This window comes from Bacillus paramycoides, from assembly GCF_001884235.1.
Lineage (GTDB): Bacteria > Bacillota > Bacilli > Bacillales > Bacillaceae_G > Bacillus_A > Bacillus_A paramycoides.
Genome location: NZ_MAOI01000112.1, coordinates 43226 through 60039, shown reverse-complemented (window position 1 = coordinate 60039; position 16814 = coordinate 43226). Strand labels below are relative to the sequence as shown.

Annotated in this window: 22 protein-coding genes and 4 pseudogenes; 20 read left to right on the top strand and 6 right to left on the bottom strand. The window is 34.8% G+C overall.

Annotated features, from left to right (window positions below; all coding sequences use genetic code 11):
• Positions 1-77: 77 nt before the first annotated feature.
• Both BAU28_RS23960 and BAU28_RS23955 read left to right on the top strand, forming a co-directional pair.
• Positions 78-500: a GNAT family N-acetyltransferase gene (locus BAU28_RS23960; protein ID WP_071720278.1), complete on the top strand. Its 423-nt coding sequence runs from the start codon at positions 78-80 to the stop codon at positions 498-500.
• Positions 501-617: 117 nt separating this feature from the next.
• A complete protein-coding gene (locus BAU28_RS23955; protein WP_071720276.1) occupies positions 618-1745 on the top strand; it encodes a metallophosphoesterase in 1128 nt (375 codons plus the stop codon).
• A gap of 67 nt (positions 1746-1812) precedes the next feature.
• On the opposite strand, the gene BAU28_RS23950 is transcribed toward BAU28_RS23955, so the two are convergent.
• A complete protein-coding gene (locus BAU28_RS23950) occupies positions 1813-2430 on the bottom strand; it encodes a DUF1648 domain-containing protein (protein WP_025149897.1) in 618 nt (205 codons plus the stop codon).
• Between the two features lie 136 nt (positions 2431-2566).
• Between BAU28_RS23950 and BAU28_RS23945 the strand changes: the two genes are divergently transcribed.
• The 7 genes and pseudogenes from BAU28_RS23945 (at position 2567) to BAU28_RS23920 (ending at position 5633) form a co-directional block, all read left to right on the top strand.
• A complete protein-coding gene (locus tag BAU28_RS23945; RefSeq protein ID WP_025149896.1) occupies positions 2567-3133 on the top strand; it encodes a GNAT family N-acetyltransferase in 567 nt (188 codons plus the stop codon).
• 6 nt (positions 3134-3139) lie between these two features.
• The gene (locus BAU28_RS23940; RefSeq protein WP_071720274.1) at positions 3140-3718 is read left to right on the top strand and encodes a 2'-5' RNA ligase family protein; all 579 of its coding nucleotides are present in this window, start codon (positions 3140-3142) and stop codon (positions 3716-3718) included.
• Entirely contained in the window at positions 3715-4200 is a 486-nt protein-coding gene (locus BAU28_RS23935; RefSeq protein ID WP_071720272.1) for a GNAT family N-acetyltransferase, read from the top strand. Before BAU28_RS23940 ends, BAU28_RS23935 begins: the two co-directional genes overlap by 4 nt.
• A gap of 11 nt (positions 4201-4211) precedes the next feature.
• A complete protein-coding gene (locus tag BAU28_RS23930) occupies positions 4212-4601 on the top strand; it encodes a cupin (RefSeq protein WP_071720270.1) in 390 nt (129 codons plus the stop codon).
• Positions 4582-5015: pseudogene (locus BAU28_RS23925) on the top strand (N-acetyltransferase family protein). Before BAU28_RS23930 ends, BAU28_RS23925 begins: the two are co-directional and overlap by 20 nt.
• Before the next feature lie 202 nt (positions 5016-5217).
• A pseudogene (locus BAU28_RS31145) lies at positions 5218-5424 on the top strand (WXG100 family type VII secretion target); the annotation flags it as partial.
• Between the two features lie 17 nt (positions 5425-5441).
• The gene (locus BAU28_RS23920) at positions 5442-5633 is read left to right on the top strand and encodes a hypothetical protein (protein ID WP_071720268.1); all 192 of its coding nucleotides are present in this window, start codon (positions 5442-5444) and stop codon (positions 5631-5633) included.
• 424 nt (positions 5634-6057) lie between these two features.
• On the opposite strand, the gene BAU28_RS23915 is transcribed toward BAU28_RS23920, so the two are convergent.
• The 3 genes and pseudogenes from BAU28_RS23915 to BAU28_RS23910 form a co-directional block, all read right to left on the bottom strand.
• Positions 6058-6417 (bottom strand): DUF6572 domain-containing protein, encoded by a 360-nt coding sequence (locus BAU28_RS23915; protein WP_071720266.1) that lies wholly within the window; start codon positions 6415-6417, stop codon positions 6058-6060.
• 15 nt (positions 6418-6432) lie between these two features.
• Entirely contained in the window at positions 6433-6582 is a 150-nt protein-coding gene (locus BAU28_RS31140; RefSeq protein WP_244158185.1) for a hypothetical protein, read from the bottom strand.
• 220 nt (positions 6583-6802) lie between these two features.
• A pseudogene (locus BAU28_RS23910) lies at positions 6803-7382 on the bottom strand (WXG100 family type VII secretion target); the annotation flags it as partial.
• A 292-nt stretch (positions 7383-7674) separates the two neighbouring features.
• Here BAU28_RS23910 and BAU28_RS23905 point away from each other — a divergent pair.
• Positions 7675-7932 carry a hypothetical protein gene (locus BAU28_RS23905; RefSeq protein ID WP_025149882.1) on the top strand — a complete coding sequence of 86 codons (258 nt, stop codon included), beginning with the start codon at positions 7675-7677 and terminating at the stop codon, positions 7930-7932.
• A 121-nt stretch (positions 7933-8053) separates the two neighbouring features.
• On the opposite strand, the pseudogene BAU28_RS31135 reads toward BAU28_RS23905, so the two are convergent.
• A pseudogene (locus tag BAU28_RS31135) lies at positions 8054-8344 on the bottom strand (GCN5 family acetyltransferase); the annotation flags it as partial.
• Positions 8345-8475: 131 nt separating this feature from the next.
• Here BAU28_RS31135 and ytfJ point away from each other — a divergent pair.
• The 4 genes from ytfJ (at position 8476) to BAU28_RS23880 (ending at position 10492) form a co-directional block, all read left to right on the top strand.
• On the top strand, positions 8476-8901 hold the full coding sequence (ytfJ, locus tag BAU28_RS23895) for a GerW family sporulation protein (protein WP_002171594.1): 426 nt from the start codon (positions 8476-8478) through the stop codon (positions 8899-8901).
• A gap of 160 nt (positions 8902-9061) precedes the next feature.
• On the top strand, positions 9062-9838 hold the full coding sequence (locus BAU28_RS23890) for a hypothetical protein (RefSeq protein WP_002171595.1): 777 nt from the start codon (positions 9062-9064) through the stop codon (positions 9836-9838).
• Positions 9839-9889: 51 nt separating this feature from the next.
• Positions 9890-10210 (top strand): hypothetical protein, encoded by a 321-nt coding sequence (locus BAU28_RS23885; RefSeq protein ID WP_002171596.1) that lies wholly within the window; start codon positions 9890-9892, stop codon positions 10208-10210.
• A 69-nt stretch (positions 10211-10279) separates the two neighbouring features.
• A complete protein-coding gene (locus tag BAU28_RS23880) occupies positions 10280-10492 on the top strand; it encodes a hypothetical protein (protein WP_000711202.1) in 213 nt (70 codons plus the stop codon).
• A 33-nt stretch (positions 10493-10525) separates the two neighbouring features.
• Here BAU28_RS23880 and BAU28_RS23875 read toward each other — a convergent pair whose 3' ends face one another.
• Positions 10526-10885, bottom strand: coding sequence for a permease (locus BAU28_RS23875; RefSeq protein WP_048372554.1), 360 nt, complete (start codon positions 10883-10885; stop codon positions 10526-10528).
• A gap of 204 nt (positions 10886-11089) precedes the next feature.
• On the opposite strand from BAU28_RS23875, the gene BAU28_RS23870 reads away from it, so the two are divergent.
• From BAU28_RS23870 to BAU28_RS23845, 6 genes are all read left to right on the top strand, one after another.
• The gene (locus BAU28_RS23870; protein WP_071720264.1) at positions 11090-11770 is read left to right on the top strand and encodes a class I SAM-dependent methyltransferase; all 681 of its coding nucleotides are present in this window, start codon (positions 11090-11092) and stop codon (positions 11768-11770) included.
• A 93-nt stretch (positions 11771-11863) separates the two neighbouring features.
• Complete coding sequence (locus BAU28_RS23865; RefSeq protein WP_071720406.1) at positions 11864-13552, top strand: formate--tetrahydrofolate ligase; 1689 nt, start codon at positions 11864-11866, stop codon at positions 13550-13552.
• Between the two features lie 90 nt (positions 13553-13642).
• Positions 13643-14170, top strand: a complete 528-nt coding sequence (locus BAU28_RS23860) for a hypothetical protein (protein WP_071720262.1) — start codon at positions 13643-13645, stop codon at positions 14168-14170.
• A 19-nt stretch (positions 14171-14189) separates the two neighbouring features.
• Positions 14190-15359, top strand: a complete 1170-nt coding sequence (locus tag BAU28_RS23855; protein WP_071720260.1) for a DEAD/DEAH box helicase — start codon at positions 14190-14192, stop codon at positions 15357-15359.
• Positions 15360-15548: 189 nt separating this feature from the next.
• On the top strand, positions 15549-16343 hold the full coding sequence (locus BAU28_RS23850) for a sugar phosphate isomerase/epimerase family protein (protein WP_071720258.1): 795 nt from the start codon (positions 15549-15551) through the stop codon (positions 16341-16343).
• A 70-nt stretch (positions 16344-16413) separates the two neighbouring features.
• Positions 16414-16797, top strand: a complete 384-nt coding sequence (locus BAU28_RS23845; protein WP_025149873.1) for a VOC family protein — start codon at positions 16414-16416, stop codon at positions 16795-16797.
• Positions 16798-16814 lie beyond the last annotated feature (17 nt).

Genomic DNA, 16814 nt, shown 5'->3' with positions numbered 1-16814 from the left:
TAAGCAAGGGGCAGTTGCTTCCTATAATGATGATATAACATTTAGAAAATTTTATAAATAGTTAGGGGAGAGTCATAATGAATATTAGTGAAATAGTAACAGAAGCTGAGTTACACGATGTATTACCCGTTTTACAGCAATTACGAACGAAACTTTCAAAAGAAGAAGCAAGTTCTTTATTTCAAAAAATGAAAGAAGAAAATTATAAATTACTTTCGTTACGTAACGAAGAGGATGAGGTTGTTAGTCTCGCTGGTGTAGCGATTTGTACGAATTTTTATAATAAGAAGCACGTTTTCGTATATGACCTTGTCACAGCAAAAGCGCATCGATCAAAAGGGTATGGGAATGTTTTACTTTCTTATATAGAGGACTGGGGAATGGAAAATGGGTGTGAGTCTATCGCTCTTACATCAGCGTTTCCTAGATTGGATGCCCACCGTTTTTATGAAAGAGAAGGGTATGATAAGGTGAGTTTTTCTTTTCATAAAAAATTATAAAGAAGGATAGGTTCTATATGACATAATATATAGAACCTATTTCATTTAGAAAGGTTTATAATTTGTTTTGTTGAATTGTTTCTATAAATTATAAAGAAAAGTTAGGAGCGCTTATACTTGGAAAAAATAAAGAAACTATCAATCCCTAATGATGTTAGAGTAATCGTAATATCTGATATTCATGGAGAATTACCTCTTTTAAAAGAATTACTACATAAAGTTAACTTTAAAGATGAAGATTATTTAATTATTAATGGAGATCTTTGTGAGAAAGGAAGAGATAGCAACGGCGTAGTAAACTATGTCATGAATCTCGTAAAGAGCAATTCAAATGTGCATGTTGTTGAGGGGAATTGTGAAGTTTTAGTTGATGCTCTTATTAATGAAAATCCTGGTCTCATTAATTATTTATGTATGAGAAAGCATTCGATTTTTAATGAATGGTTAGAGAAATTGCATTTTTCTATTCATGAAGATACTTCTATTGGAGAAGTGAAGGAAGTGTTAATGAGTCAATTTTCAAAAGAAATAAATTGGCTAACAGAGTTGCCAACAGCGATTGAAACAGAAGATTATATTTTTGTGCATGCTGGACTTGAAGATAGAGTAGATTGGAAAGAAACGGAGCGCAAAAATGCGATAGCAATGCCCGAATTTTTTAATCAATCACATAGAGCAAATAAGTATGTAGTAGTTGGTCATTGGCCTGTTGTAAACTATTCTGAAGAAGCACCGTCTAACAATCCAGTTATTGATAAGGAGAAAAAAATTATTGCAATTGACGGCGGAAATGCGATTAAAGAGGCGGGGCAATTAAATGCATTTATCATTCAGAGGGCAACTACAGGTGATACGTTTTCTTATACATATGTAGACTATTTTCCAGTGTATGAAGTAATTGCAGATTTTAATTCAGATTCAACAATGCAGGGCGGGGTTACATATCCGTATTATTACATTGAGCCTGTGAAGAAGATGCAAGATTACACAATATGCAGGCAAAAGAAAACGAATAAGTTACTCACTGTGAAAAATGAATACATTAAGCAACTTGAGTCAGGTGAATATACAGTGAAAACTGATATTTCTTGTGCGCAAATAAGTGTTAGAAAAGGGGATATTGTTTCACTTATTGATGGTAGCTGCGCGGGCTATGACTTAATAAAGAAAGATGGGATAGAAGGTTGGATAGAGAAAGGAATAATACTTGAAATGAATAAGAGTGAAAGTAAAATATTTAACTGAAATAGGAGGGATGTAACCTCCTATTTTTTATTCATCGTTTTACGATTTCGTATTTCAATTAACTTTTTTAATTAGTAGACTGCTTGCTGTCTTTTATAAGTAAATAAATCATACTCGATATAATGACAAGTGTCATTCCTAAAATAATTGCTAGTATTCCGTAACCTCTATACGGAGCAGGAACTATAAACGGAAGAATCGCTAAAAAAATACCTGCTATCATCATAGAAACACTACAAATATTGGAAGCTCTTTTTTCAAGATGTTTATGATTCCATTCCAATGAAACTGTTGATTTAGTTGTATCAATTTTGGAACTGAAATAGCCTATTAATATAAATAATAAACCTAAAGCTAAAAATATTAGATGATCAAGAGGAAGTGAGAAGCCAAGAGCAATGAGGGCAATTACAATATCAACAAAAAATAAGAATAGTAAAATTGTATTACCGGTCCATAGTAAAAATTTTTGATTACTCATTGCTTTAGATAATGCTAAAAATAGAAAGAATAAAAAAGAACATATAATTATATTTACGATAACAAAAGTGCTTTTATCCATTGTTGATGTGGGAGTTCCATTGAAGTCCCATTTCGTTACAATGCTTGATGGTAAGAAGAAGTAGAGAATAATATTTGTCGTAATAATAGTAATAAAAAGGCCGATGCTAAATCGATTATTCACTGCATCACCTGCTTTCTACATGAATAATTGGTATCTTATAACAAAATTATACAATATAATAAATGATATTTGTTTTGATTTTTCAGAAAAAATATTATAATTATATATGAAATAAAGAGGGATGTAGGAGGGAATTATGCAAAACGTTATATTAAAGGGGAACAAAGTTACAATTCGTACAATTGAAGAATCAGATATAAAAACATTATGGAGCCTCATATTTAAAGAAGAAAATCCAGAGTGGAAAAAATGGGATGCGCCGTATTTTCCGTTTTCAATGCAAGAATACCCGTCTTATAAAGAGAAGATGCAAACTCGTTTAAAGGAAGAACCTCTATCAAATTTAATTATAGAAAATAACGGTCAAATTATAGGGACAGTCGGATTTTATTGGGAGCATAAACCGACGCGTTGGTTGGAGATGGGAATTGTTATTTATAATCCAACATACTGGAATGGTGGTTACGGTACAGAAGCATTAACATTATATAGGGACTTACTATTTGAAAATATGGAGATTGGTAGGGTGGGGCTTACGACTTGGTCTGGCAATGAACGAATGATGAAAGTAGCGGAGAAAATAGGAATGAGCTTAGAAGGTAGAATGCGAAAATGCCGATATTATAACGGAACATACTATGATTCTATTCGAATGGGAATGATTCGTGAAGAATGGGAATTGTTATGTGTAACTAAGGGGTGAGGAAGCATGTACGCAATTATTGCTACATTTGATAGTGTGTTTACTAATAAAATTACAGAACTGCAAAATGAATTAGCAAATTTAATTGGAACAAATCAACTAGCTGGAGCAGAACCCCATATTACTATTGCAGATTATAATGAGTTAGATATTAATTTATATATTGAAAAATTAAAAGAGTTTGTAGCTATTCAAGAGAACATTGCGGCTGTAACGTTTCCTTCTGTTGGAACGTTTCCTTCTGTTGGAACTTTTCCTACTAACGGAACGATCTTTCTAGCGCCGACCATTACCGATGAATTGTTAAGACTTCATCATTCCTATCATAATTATTTCAAAACTTTTCATGATAATCTAAATTCATATTACGTACCAGGAAAATGGGTTCCACATTGCACGATTGCAAATAGGTTAAATTCAAATCAGTTTATAAGTGTAATGGAGTATATATATGAAAAGTTTGATCTTACAACAACTACGATTGAGAAGTTAAAATTAATTAAAGTAAGTTATGAAAATGGTTCTGCCGTTTCTTCTAGTATATTAGCAGAATATAATTTAAAGAGAATGGAGACATCAAGATGACATATGTAATTAGAGAAATGAAGCAAGAAGATATTCATGCTGTAAAATCAGTAGCGAAAATAGCTTGGCATGATACATATGAAGGGATTATTCCGAGAGCGATTCAAGACAACTTTTTAAATGAAGCGTATTCCGATGAAAAAATGAAATATCGCCTTGAAAATACACATTTATTTGTTGCAGAAGAAGAGGGAGAAGTAATTGGCTTTGCGAATTTTTCACCCATTAGATTGCAAAATGAAGCAGAATTAGGCGCAATTTATTTGTTACCAGAGCAGCAAGGAAAAGGGATAGGAAGTGCTTTATTACAAAGAGGGCTTACGGAATTAAAAGGGATTCGTAAACTGTACATACATGTAGAAGCAGCAAATGAAAAAGGAAAACGTTTTTATGAAGCGAAAGGTTTTGCAGCTTTAGAACAATTTGAAGAGGATTTCGAAGGGCATATGCTACAAACAGTGAGAATGGTTTTATACATATAAGGAGGGGCGAAATGAAAATATTTGATTTCAGTGAAAAAGTAGGGAAGCATATATCAGCATTTCAATCTAACTTTATAATGTCAAAAATATTAAAGTATCAAGGGAATATACATATCGGTGCCATGCATTTACAAGAGAATGGAATCATCGGATATCATGAAGCAGTTGTATCTCAACTGCTTCTTATTGTACAAGGAGAAGGATTTGTATGTAGTGCAGATAAAGAAAAAGTGAAGGTAGAGGCTGGACAAGCTGTATTTTGGTCGAAGGGAGAATTCCATGAAACAAGTACGGAAAAAGGATTGATGGCAATTGTAATTGAATCAGACGGTCTTGAAAATGGTATTCCAATGATGATTAGAGGGCAGGAGGGAGAAAGGAATGATTACAAAAGCGAATGAGGAAGAAACGAAACAAAACAAATATTACATTATGCAGCTCAATCTCTTTTCGAAGGAACGAGAGGGAATTGTCAACTAAGTACGGAAAAAGCGATTGAAATCACAAAGCCTTTAGTAGAAAAAGGAGCATATTATTTAGTTATAAGGGAAGAAAATAAGATGGTTGGATGGATATTGATGGGAGAAAATACAGACTATTTTTCTAGCGAGAAACTTGGGTTTATTTATGAGCTATACGTTTTTCCAGAGTATCGTGGGAGAGGATTGTCACGAAAACTAATGGAAGCTGGGATTAAGGAATTACAAGAGAAATACTCTGAAATTCGCTTGAATGTATTTGCGGGAAACTTTGCGAAAGAAATGTACGAAGATTTTGGTTTTGTTGAAAGGCAAGTAGTTATGACTTTGAAGTGAGAGAAATATTTCCAGCGGGAGAAAAGAAACAATGAGTATATTGCTTATTCACAAAGGATATACACTGAATTACAGATAAATCAAGTCTCACCTTTCAAGCGTGAAGTGCTTCTGCTGAGGTTAATTTACCTAATAGCTAGGATGCTGTTAAATAAGACTTTTTGAAAAAAGATATGATAGAGGTAAAAATTGAGGGGCAGTAGCGAAAGTTACTACAAATAAGTATGAAGCAGAGTTGGAAAATTTTCATATTCCAGAATTTGTTCCTTTTATAGGGGATAAAGATGTAGTCGTAAAAGGTGAATTGGGTTTGGGAACACTTGGTTATGACTTTAAATTAGGAAAAGAAACGGGATTATATGTTGGAGACGGTTATGGACTAGGTGGTACCATTAAATTTGAGGATTAAGAGAGGAGCATATTAATATGCAACCATTTAAGGCTGGAAAATATATTACATATGTCGCAATTGCTATTTTTCTTGTAGTCGCTATTATGTCTCCTTATGAATTACCTAAAAAGATTGGCTTTATTATAGGTGTTCTTATTTTAGGCGCATGTGCACTTGGTACTAATAAATTTTACGAACGGATGTCTAGTAAATTTAATAATAAATAAGACTAATACAATAAGAAAAAATCATCATGATAATTTTATCCATTAAGAGTGATTTCAGGAGGAGTAGCCACACAGGTTGCTCTTTTCTTTGTGTACATATATCTAGGAAAAGAATAATAGGAATTGTTTCCGTCTCGTTATCAGTTATCTGTGCATTTACTAGTATTGATTAAAATTACTTCCCTTGAGGATGAGGTAGTTTCCAGAGTTTTAAGAGTATAAAAAATATTCTTTTGTCTAGTAACTTTCCTGTGGTGAAATATTCTATATTAATATTTAAAAGGGGAAGGGCTTATGGGTTTGATAAAAATTTCCATATTAGGAAGTAGCAGCAGACCTTTAACACGATGTAGCACCTCTATACGCGTTCTACATATTTGTTACGTATTTGCAAATAAAAAAGAGCGCATAAAAACGCTCTTTGCTAGTCAATTATATTATCTGTTTGTTCAGTCTCATCAAATGGTTTATGCACGTATTGAAAACCGTATCCAGCTTCAACGAGAACCTCATCAACCTTTTCTAAAAATTCTTTACCCCATTCAGTAAAAAGATATTTCCCGAATATCTTAATAACAAAACCATACCCTTTTAATTCAGGATACCTTTCGTAAACCTCGCCACTTTCTATAAAGCCCAAATATAAATTGATTTTTTCTTGTAGTAATTCAATATGTTTTTCCTCATCTGTCCAGTCTAATTCATCAGCAATGACCAAATAGGCTATTTTTTCTTCTTTATTGTAGCCCATAAAATCAACTTTTTCTAATTCATATAAAGACATAAGTACACCTCTTATCTATTGTTTTCTTCTAATTTCAACTTTAGTTGGAGGTATTTCCGTACCGCCTACAAACGGTGGTTTCCCTTTAACTACAACTGTCGCGCCATATTCTTCAATTTCAGGAATCGCAATTTTTTGTTTTTTAGTAAGGGGAGCAGTTGGCAAACCTTTTGCTTCAACTATTCTTATATCTTCTAAATCTTTATTCGCTCCTAGAAAATCAAGTCTTGTCTTTGTCCCTGTTTTATTAGTCTTTAAAGTTATTTGTTATACTACTGTATCTACCTCTTTTGAGAAGTCCTTATGTACTTCTTAGTTGCTTTATTTATTCCTATTTGTACCTGTCTTTGAGCTTTTACTGCTTCCGCTGTCTTGTCTATCTTCTTCGCAGTATCTACGGCGTCAGCTACCTTTTTGGCACCTTTAACGACTTTTATTCCCTTACCAACAGGAGTAAGCCCCGCAAAAACCATGACACCAGCACCAGTGCGTTCCCACCACGAAAGTTTTTCGCCAGTGTCGGGATCAACACCTTCTATAACGCGCCGTACATCGTATTCTCCCGATAGCTCGCCCGCTAGGTCTCTAGCAGCTTTCCCTAAACTATCGTCCCCTTTTTTCGAAGAAGATGCACTAGGTGATGTGTTGTTATTTTCTGTAGAAGGGGCATTAGCTACAATCTCACCTTCAACTAGATTGCCGTCGTATTCAGCATCTGCTGTGCGGAATTTTTACGCAGCTCTTTCTAGTTCGTCAGCTATTTTATCGAATTCCGTTAAAACAGTGAACATTTTCGGCTTTGCTTCGTTAAACATTTGATAGAAATGTTGGCTAGTTGCCCCTGTCCAGTTTGCAGCTATGTGTTCTGTTTGATTATATAAATCGTTATGTATTTGTTCTAAGGTGTACCGTACGCTCTTTACCGTCTTGGCTACTTGCTCTAGACGTTCAGGTGTTACTTTTATTTATACCATATCTACGCATTAGGTGGTGTATGTTACACGAGCGCGCTATTGATATATAAACTGATAACCAGCGGAATATATCAGAGTGTATCGGAGTGTAGTAGTATTTATTAATGCGAAGTAATCAACGAATTATCGTTTGATGTTCGAGGGATAGTAGTACATAGCGGAATGTAGCTAAGTGTAGTTAGAGCAATTTAAAAGTATGAAACGAAAGTCTACGTGGTATTGATAGGGAAAACTTGGGAAAAAATAGAATAACTATTTATGAGAACTAAGAGGAGGAATTATAATGTTCGGATGGTTTAAGAAGTGGGTTAACTGGCACGACAACCTAGATCAGGCTGCTATTGAGTTCTATATAGGTGACGATAGAGTTGTCCTCATAGGTGCTGATGCAATGAACTTTGTAGCTAACTTTAATAAGAAATACAAAACTCTATATGTTGAAAATAAATTAACTGGAACGAATATACGATTTAGGTTGTCTCATGTAGGAAGCTACAAGAGAACAACTTATAAAGCAAGCACTGGGGAGGTAGGAAACTAATGGATATTATGGAGATAGTAATGAACAAGTGGTTTGCTGGAACAGTGGCCTTGTTAGTTGTAGCTATAGGGAGTTGGTTCTTCCTGTGGAGCGATGTACCTAAAAAGAAGTAGGCCATACTTTCTACAATATTTGACTGGCCAGAGAGTTTAAGCGGCTTATATGCGGAAAGAAGTGCCTCATAGTCAGCAACCACAAAATCTTCTTTACTATACGGTATAAACGCATCATGGAAGCGGAGTAAAATCGATTTTAATGTTCCGTTCTCTTCGAATGTTCCCCATAGTTCTTGAAAATCTGTATCATAACCGAAAGCTTCAATATCTTCAATGATAAATAAGTTAAGAGCTACTTCTTCTTTTTAAAAAGCGAATACTTGTTCATGGTCTTTCTTTGTTAATTTTCGTATCATAACGAATTAACCTCTTTTTTATTTTTCTAAATATTATAACTTTTAGTTTTTGAAATCAATATAAAATTTTATGTTTAGTTCACAAACTTTCGGAAAAACTAGGAAAGATATGACAAAGGAGGTTATGAACGGTGGATCATCCAATTCAAGGTTTAATGAAAGCAGCAATGGAAAATTTAAAGGAAATGGTCGATGTTAATACGATTGTTGGAGAGCCTGTTCAAACGGCTGACGGTGGTGTAGTGTTAACGGTTTCTAAAGTAGCGTTCGGTTTTGGAGCAGGAGGTTCTGATTTCCAGACGAATGATGGACAAAGAGCGAACGGTAACCCTGCATTTGGGGGCGGTAGCGCGGGTGGTGTTTCAATTACACCGGTAGCATTTCTTGTGGTAAATAAAGATGGGGTAAATATTCTTCATTTACAAAATGCGACACATTTAGCAGAGAAAATGATTGAATTAGCTCCACAAACAATTGATAAAATTCAATCGATGTTCCAAAAAGATGAAAAGAAAGAGGGAAATCATCACCCTCAAAGCCCAGATGATATCCTTTAAAAACGCCTGCTTATGAGCAGGTGTTTTTTCTTGTAATCAGTATGTAATAAAACACATGAAATTGTAAATAGTTTTTGAAGTTTTTTCTATGTTTCTAAAATTTTTCATGTTAAAATATGCTATAGAATTGAAACATACAAAACGAAGGTGGCTAGGTGCTTTGTCTGGAGGATCTGACCAAGTAAAAAATATGATATATATTAATGGTAATCGTCGGGGTCATTGTTTTATTACATCTGGAATTACGTTTAAAGAGTTTGCAAGTAACATCCCTTCACCGCTTCACCAAGCATTGCTTTTAAAGCATAATTTTGAGTGGACAGATTTTCATTATCATACTTTATTTGAATATGTCGAGGAAGAAAACATACATAAACTCATTCAAGCAGAGATTGATGAATTTGATGAATTTTGTTGGGTAGATTTTGATGATGCAAGCGATTTAGATGAATTAGAGCCAAAAGAAATAGCAGAACTGCTTTATCTGGCTCACAAAAAAGAACCACTTGGAAGAACGTTCTTCCCGTTATTGAAAAATAGATTTGTTTATTTTTCACATGATGACGGTTGGTACAACAAAGTGTATTACCGTAGAATCGGTGATTTTGTAGGAATGCTAAGTAAAGTGATTCCATATAAACTCGGTTCGTTTGGAAAGAAACGTTTTACTTTCTTCCAAAAATCAAAGATTTTCCCAGCAATTTCCAAGGAAGTTATCCTTGGGCTTGTTCCGTTAATGGAAGATGGGTTATACATTGATTTAGCGGGGAAAATTGAGTCGAGAAGAGGCCTTGAAATTCCGGTATATGTAGTGGGCTCATTCGAAAGTACGGATGAGGTACTAGATAATATCGATGAATTGAAAGCAGAAGCAACAGAAACGGGTTGGCTCATTTTTGATAAGAAAGAACAAGAGTGGCAATGGGTTGTAGACTAAGAAAACTTGGCGCATGAAGTCAAGTTTTCTTGTCTTTTGAAAGGAGAACAAATGAAGAAATATTATACAATTGTGGGTATTGTAAGTATTATTCTCGTGGCGATATTACTTATAACTTGTCCGAAAGAATCAGATTTCAAATTGTATTTAGAGGATAAGTATACATTGAAATGTGACGAGAGTAGCTTTGAATGCACGCAAAATGTAGATGGAAAGAAAGAGAAATTACAGTTTGAAAGTATTAATGCACGAAACGGTGTATTCTTTATGACTGTAAAGCAAACGTATAAAACAGAAGCTGGTTTAACGAAAGAATACAGCGGAGTAGGTTTATTCGGTACATTTCTTTTTGTTTCAGAGAAGACTTTCTAGTAATAGAAGGTCTTTTTTTTATGCTTGTGTTCATATAGATGAAGTAAGACAGGCATAGGAGGGGTATTGATGAAGAAGGAATGTATCGTTTGCGGTGGTGAGGAGTTTTTTTCTTCAACATTATATGCACGTACGAAACAAGATTGGGCATATGCGCCAAATATGTACCGATTTGAAAAGGTGTTTATTGAGCATAGGGATGAAGAAAATTATCCAGTTTTTCAAGAAATTACAGCGAAGCATTGTTGTGGATGCGGTCATATCATGTTGTATCATGAATGAACACACCAAGTAGTATAACTTGGTGTGTTTTTTTTATAACGCTGATATAGCAAGCGGATAGAGTAAAGTGAATAAAACAGAAAAGCTCCCAAAACCAATTGCTGTATATCCGAGTGTTCTCGCTCCAAAATTGACAGCTAATAAACCAACTAAAATAGCAAGGGAGCCGAGTGTAACAGGGTAAAAAGCAATTGAGAATAGCGAAAGAAATAATGCGACATAACCGATCATTGCACCGGTATTTGTACCTTCTATTTCATTTGCAATTACTTTGCGCTCATGTCTAATTGGAATGCCAGCTGGAGATATTTCAGCTGCATACTCTTCATTTTTTTCACCATTTTTAAAATGTTTTTCACCACTTTTAAAATGATGATTTCTCTTTCTTCGCATATACATCCCTCTCTTTCAATTGGGTGTATCTATAGTATCTTTCATAAGGAACAGAACATGAGTATGAGTTAAACCCAAGTAAAGCAAAAATTGGAGAATTTAGATTCCGTTGTTATTCTGTTTATCTCCTTATGAAGAGAAACAGGAATTTTGGAAAATGATGTAGAATGAAATGAATGATAATACGTGAAGGTAGGGGAATGTATGACGAAGTTTAATTGGCATGAATCGGCAGAGAAAAAATGGGATAACAATGCAGAGTTTTGGAATCAAAATAGTCAAGAAATGTGGGATAGCGGGAGTAGGAGTACAATCATTCCATTTTTTGAGCAGTACGTGGAAAAAGAAGTACAAGTGTTAGATGTTGGTTGTGGTGATGGGTATGGTACATATAAGCTAAGTCTTTCTGGATATAAGGCAGTTGGCGTGGATTTATCAGAAGTTATGATTCAAAAAGGTAAGGAACGCGGAGAGAGTCAAAATTTATCGTTTATTAAAGGAGATCTTTCTTCATTACCTTTTGAAAATGAGCAGTTTGAATCAATTATGGCAATTAATTCTTTAGAATGGACCGAAGAACCATTACAAGCATTAAATGAAATAAAGCGTGTTTTAAAGAAAGATGGATACGCATGTATTGCAATTTTAGGACCGACAGCAAAGCCGAGAGAGAACAGTTACTCTCGGTTATATGGAAAAGATGTTGTTTGCAATACGATGATGCCTTGGGAATTCGAACAGTTAGCGAAAGAACAAGGATTTGAAGTTGTAGATGGTACCGGCGTATATAAGCGTGGAGTAAATGAGAAAATGCTAGGCCAACTACCTATAGAGTTACAACAAGCTTTAACATTCTTATGGGTATTTATGTTAAAAAACGTATAACAAAATCGAAGGATTTTAGGAGGTAAATAAGTGCAGAAAATACAAAAAACTGATACAATATCATCAGAACCAATTAAAGGGGGACTAGGGTATATGACAACTACTACAACAGTTAAATCTGATATTGAAATCGCACAAGAAGCAAGTATGAAGAAGATTCAAGAAATTGCAGCTGAATTGAATATTTTAGAAGAAGAATTAGAGCCATACGGACATTATAAAGGCAAGTTATCTCTTGATATTTTTAAGCGCTTACAAGATGAGAAAGACGGTAAAGTTGTTTTAGTAACAGCGATTAACCCAACTCCAGCAGGAGAAGGTAAATCAACAGTAACAGTTGGTTTAGGTCAAGCTTTTAATAAAATTGGTAAGAAAACAGTAATTGCGCTTCGCGAACCATCTCTTGGACCAACAATGGGATTAAAGGGTGGAGCTGCAGGTGGTGGTTTTTCACAAGTAGTACCAATGGAAGATATTAACCTTCACTTTACTGGAGATATTCATGCGATTACAACTGCCAATAACGCATTAGCGGCGTTTATTGATAATCACATCCAACAAGGAAACGTACTTGGAATTGATACGCGTAAAATTGTTTGGAAACGCTGTGTAGACTTAAATGACCGTGCCCTTCGTAACGTAGTAATTGGTCTTGGTGGACCGGTTCAAGGTGTACCACGTGAAGACGGTTTTGATATTACAGTAGCATCTGAAATTATGGCCGTATTCTGCCTTGCAACAGATATTCAAGATTTAAAAGCACGTCTATCTCGCATCGTGGTCGCTTATAATTTTGCAAATCAACCTGTAACAGTTAAAGATTTAGGCGTAGAAGGTGCGTTAACACTTCTATTAAAAGACGCATTAAAACCGAACTTAGTACAAACATTAGAAAATACACCAGCTATCATTCATGGCGGACCATTTGCGAATATTGCTCACGGTTGTAACAGTGTTATCGCTACGACAATGGCAGCAAAATTGGGTGATTATGTTATTACAGAAGCTGGATTTGGTGCTGATTTAGGTGCTGAGAAGTTTTTAGACATTAAAGCACGTGCAGCTGGTATTAAGCCAGAAGCGGTAGTTATTGTTGCGACTATTCGTGCGCTTAAAATGCACGGTGGTGTGGCGAAAGATCAATTAAAAGAAGAAAATGTAGATGCGTTAGCAAAAGGAATGGAAAACTTACAGAAACATGTTGAAACAATTCAAAGCTTCGGTGTTCCATTCGTAATTGCAATTAACAAGTTCATTACAGATACAGATGCAGAAGTTGCATACTTACAAGAGTGGTGCAATGAGCGTGGCTATGCAGTATCCTTAACAGAAGTTTGGGAGAAGGGTGGCCAAGGCGGAGTTGACCTTGCTGAAAAAGTGTTAAAAGAGATTGAAAAAGGTGAGAATAACTACGCACCACTTTATGAATTAGAATTACCACTAGAAGAAAAAATTCGTACAATTGCTCAAAAAGTGTACGGCGCAAAAGATATTGAATTTGCTCCGAAAGCGCGCAAGCAATTAGCTCAATTTGAAGGAGAAGGTTGGAGTAACCTACCGATATGTATGGCGAAAACACAATACTCTCTTTCTGATGATGCAACAAAATTAGGTCGCCCATCTGATTTTATCGTTACAATTCGTGAATTGAAACCATCTATCGGTGCAGGGTTCATCGTTGCGTTAACAGGAACAATGTTAACAATGCCAGGACTTCCTAAACAGCCAGCTGCGCTTCAAATGGATGTAAACGAAGATGGAAAAGCAGTAGGTTTATTCTAAAAGGTTGTAATTCATCTCGTTTATCTGTAAACTATATATACATCAAGTGGCGCCTTTCCATAGAAAGGCGCCTGTTTTTTGGAGGAAATTATGTTTGATCCAACTGCTTTTGAAAATTTAAAGGTAATCGTGGAAGGAGCTGTCTATGATTTCGATTTACACGGTGATATTCTCGTAACAGATCGAAAAGATGTGATGGACCTTGCTTCACTAAGTCGTATGTATAGTATTTCATTTCAACTAACTGAAACATTTAAAACGATGGTAGAAGCGACATTTTCACTATCTGTTGATGCAAAGAACTTATCGGGTGAAATATTAGAAGTACCTCAGTTTATACCAGGTTGTGAAATGAAGCTGGAATTCTCGTTCGAAATGGAGCACCCTGAGATAGGATGCAAAGAAATTGAAAAATTATTACATTCTATATGGGGAAAAGAGCGAATGATTACGCAGAAAATTTCATACGAATATAATAAGCAAGCGATTTCATATCATAATAAGGTAGAGGTTCTATTTCAAAAAGCGATTACAGAAGACCATGTTGATGATTTAATAGCTGTTATTTCACACATGATAGAAACGGTGCGAACAATACAACATTTTCTTCAAAAATAGAGATAAAGGAGAAAAACGAATGATAAAAGATATGCAACCATTTTTACAACAAGCTTGGGAGAAGGCTGGTTTTAAAGAGTTTACTGAAATTCAAAAACAAGCGATTCCAACTATTTTAGAAGGACAAGACGTTATAGCTGAATCTCCAACTGGAACAGGAAAAACATTAGCGTACTTATTACCCCTTTTACATAAAATTAATCCTGAAGTTAAACAACCCCAAGTTGTAATTTTAGCGCCAACTCGTGAACTTGTTATGCAAATTCATGAAGAAGTTCAAAAGTTTACAGCGGGAACTGATATTTCAGGTGCATCTTTAATTGGTGGTGCAGACATTAAGCGCCAAGTGGAAAAATTAAAGAAACATCCGAGAGTTATTGTCGGTTCACCAGGACGTATTTTAGAATTAATTCGTATGAAAAAGCTAAAAATGCATGAAGTGAAAACGATTGTATTTGATGAGTTTGATCAAATTGTAAAACAAAAGATGATGGGTGCTGTACAGGATGTAATTAAATCAACGATGCGCGATCGTCAATTAGTATTCTTCTCGGCGACAATGACAAAAGCAGCAGAAGACGCGGCACGTGATTTAGCAGTTGAACCACAATTAGTACGTGTAACACGTTCAGAGTCAAAAAGCTTAGTTGAGCATACGTATATCATTTGTGAGCGACGCGAAAAAAATGATTACGTAAGAAGAATTATGCATATGGGCGATGTAAAAGCAGTTGCTTTCTTAAATGACCCATTCCGTTTAGATGAAATTACTCAGAAATTGAAATTCCGTAAAATGAAAGCAGCAGCTCTTCATGCAGAGGCAAGTAAGCAAGAGCGTGAAGCAACGATGCGTGCGTTCCGCGGCGGGAAATTAGAAATTTTACTTGCTACTGATATTGCAGCACGTGGAATAGATATCGATGATTTAACACATGTAATTCATTTAGAGTTACCAGACACAGTAGACCAATATATTCACCGTTCAGGACGTACTGGACGTATGGGTAAAGAAGGAACTGTCGTGTCTCTTGTAACACCGCAAGAAGAGCGTAAATTACTGCAATTTGCGAAAAAATTAGGTATCGTGTTTACGAAACAAGAAATGTTCAAAGGATCATTTGTAGAATCTAAACCACCAGCACCAAAGAAAAAGAAGCCAGCTTTTACTGGTAAGAAAAAACCTAGATAAATGATTGGAAAGACGTAACTATGTATAGTTACGTCTTTTTTGTTGTGGAATAATAGATGAAATTTTATTAACGATTCTACAGGAAATGTTGATAAAGGTGTAGCATTTCTAGTTTAGTTTGTACAAGGAAGTAACATAAAAAGAGTCGAATATTAACATGATGCGAAATAATAAAAAGAAGGTACATTTATGAACAGGAAATTAGGAATGTTTTTAAATACAAAACATATTGAAGTAAATGAAGGAATAAAAAAGGCGAGAGAATGGGGGTTAGGCTATATTCAACTATATGCTATGAATACGAATTTTAACTTAGCTAATATTTCAAAGGTAGAATGGGCTAATTTAAAGAAAAGCCTATTTTTTAATGGAATTAAAGTTCCGTCATTAGCAATTAGTTTTGGAGAAAGTGGAATTGTAGGGGCGGAAGTTGAAAGTGTAATAGAGCCGTTGAAACGTGTTGCTGATAGGGGATTAGAATTAGGAGCAAATATAATAACGGCTCACATTGGAAAAATTCCAGATGATGAAAAGAGCGAGCGATATGATAAGATGCAAAGGACTTGTTATGAGATAGGGAATTTATCATTAAGATTAGGGGGAGTCTTTGCTATTGAGACGGGATCTGAAAAAGCAATAGTGTTAAAAAGATTTATAGAAAATATAAGCTCAAATGGACTAGCTGTTAACTTTGACCCAGCAAATATAATAAGTGATGTAAATGAAAATCCGATAGAGAGTTTATTTCTGTTAAAAGAGTATATAGTACAAACGCACATTAAAGATTGTAAAGAGGTAAAAAGAAATGGTTTAAGTGAGTATATAGAAGTCGTGGCAGGAAATGGTGAAGTGGATTTTGATACATTCTTCAAGGCATTAGATGAAATCGGATTCGACGGGTATAACATAATTGAAAGAAATAATTATATTGACCAGCTTGATGGGATGAGTAAGTCGATAAATTTTGTGAAGAAGTACATATGAATGAAAAAGGATTAATAATAGCACCTATAGAAAGCTACATAGAATATTAAAACTATTAGGGGGAAAACAAATGATTCATAAAGTTGGACAAATTATGTTATATGTAAATAATCAAGATGAGGCAGTAAATTTTTGGACTGAAAAAGTAGGGTTTCATGTAATTGCAGAGGAAGATAACAAGCAAGGAATGAGATGGATTGAAATCGCTCCAACCAATGATGCTGAAACGAGTATCATACTACATAATAAAGAAGTTATTTCTAAAATGAGTCCGGAATTGAATCTTGGTACACCGTCTTTAATGTTCTTCTCAGAAAACCTTGATCAACTATATAAAGATCTAACAAATAAAAATGTTACAGTTGGAGAAATGGTAACCATGCCTTCTGGTAAAGTGTTTAACTTTGCAGATAGTGAAGGGAATTACTTTGCAGTAATGGAAAAGAAAAAATAATGGTATTGTTATGTGAA

Coding starts and splice junctions, on each gene's coding strand:
- BAU28_RS23960 (WP_071720278.1), top strand. CDS start 78: ATGAATATTAGTGAAATAGTAACAGAAGCTGAGTTACACGATGTATTA.
- BAU28_RS23945 (WP_025149896.1), top strand. CDS start 2,567: ATGCAAAACGTTATATTAAAGGGGAACAAAGTTACAATTCGTACAATT.
- BAU28_RS23940 (WP_071720274.1), top strand. CDS start 3,140: ATGTACGCAATTATTGCTACATTTGATAGTGTGTTTACTAATAAAATT.
- BAU28_RS23935 (WP_071720272.1), top strand. CDS start 3,715: ATGACATATGTAATTAGAGAAATGAAGCAAGAAGATATTCATGCTGTA.
- BAU28_RS23930 (WP_071720270.1), top strand. CDS start 4,212: ATGAAAATATTTGATTTCAGTGAAAAAGTAGGGAAGCATATATCAGCA.
- BAU28_RS23920 (WP_071720268.1), top strand. CDS start 5,442: ATGCAACCATTTAAGGCTGGAAAATATATTACATATGTCGCAATTGCT.
- BAU28_RS23915 (WP_071720266.1), bottom strand. CDS start 6,417: ATGTCTTTATATGAATTAGAAAAAGTTGATTTTATGGGCTACAATAAA.
- BAU28_RS23905 (WP_025149882.1), top strand. CDS start 7,675: ATGTTCGGATGGTTTAAGAAGTGGGTTAACTGGCACGACAACCTAGAT.
- BAU28_RS23885 (WP_002171596.1), top strand. CDS start 9,890: ATGAAGAAATATTATACAATTGTGGGTATTGTAAGTATTATTCTCGTG.
- BAU28_RS23880 (WP_000711202.1), top strand. CDS start 10,280: ATGAAGAAGGAATGTATCGTTTGCGGTGGTGAGGAGTTTTTTTCTTCA.
- BAU28_RS23875 (WP_048372554.1), bottom strand. CDS start 10,885: ATGCGAAGAAAGAGAAATCATCATTTTAAAAGTGGTGAAAAACATTTT.
- BAU28_RS23870 (WP_071720264.1), top strand. CDS start 11,090: ATGACGAAGTTTAATTGGCATGAATCGGCAGAGAAAAAATGGGATAAC.
- BAU28_RS23865 (WP_071720406.1), top strand. CDS start 11,864: ATGACAACTACTACAACAGTTAAATCTGATATTGAAATCGCACAAGAA.
- BAU28_RS23860 (WP_071720262.1), top strand. CDS start 13,643: ATGTTTGATCCAACTGCTTTTGAAAATTTAAAGGTAATCGTGGAAGGA.
- BAU28_RS23855 (WP_071720260.1), top strand. CDS start 14,190: ATGATAAAAGATATGCAACCATTTTTACAACAAGCTTGGGAGAAGGCT.
- BAU28_RS23850 (WP_071720258.1), top strand. CDS start 15,549: ATGAACAGGAAATTAGGAATGTTTTTAAATACAAAACATATTGAAGTA.
- BAU28_RS23845 (WP_025149873.1), top strand. CDS start 16,414: ATGATTCATAAAGTTGGACAAATTATGTTATATGTAAATAATCAAGAT.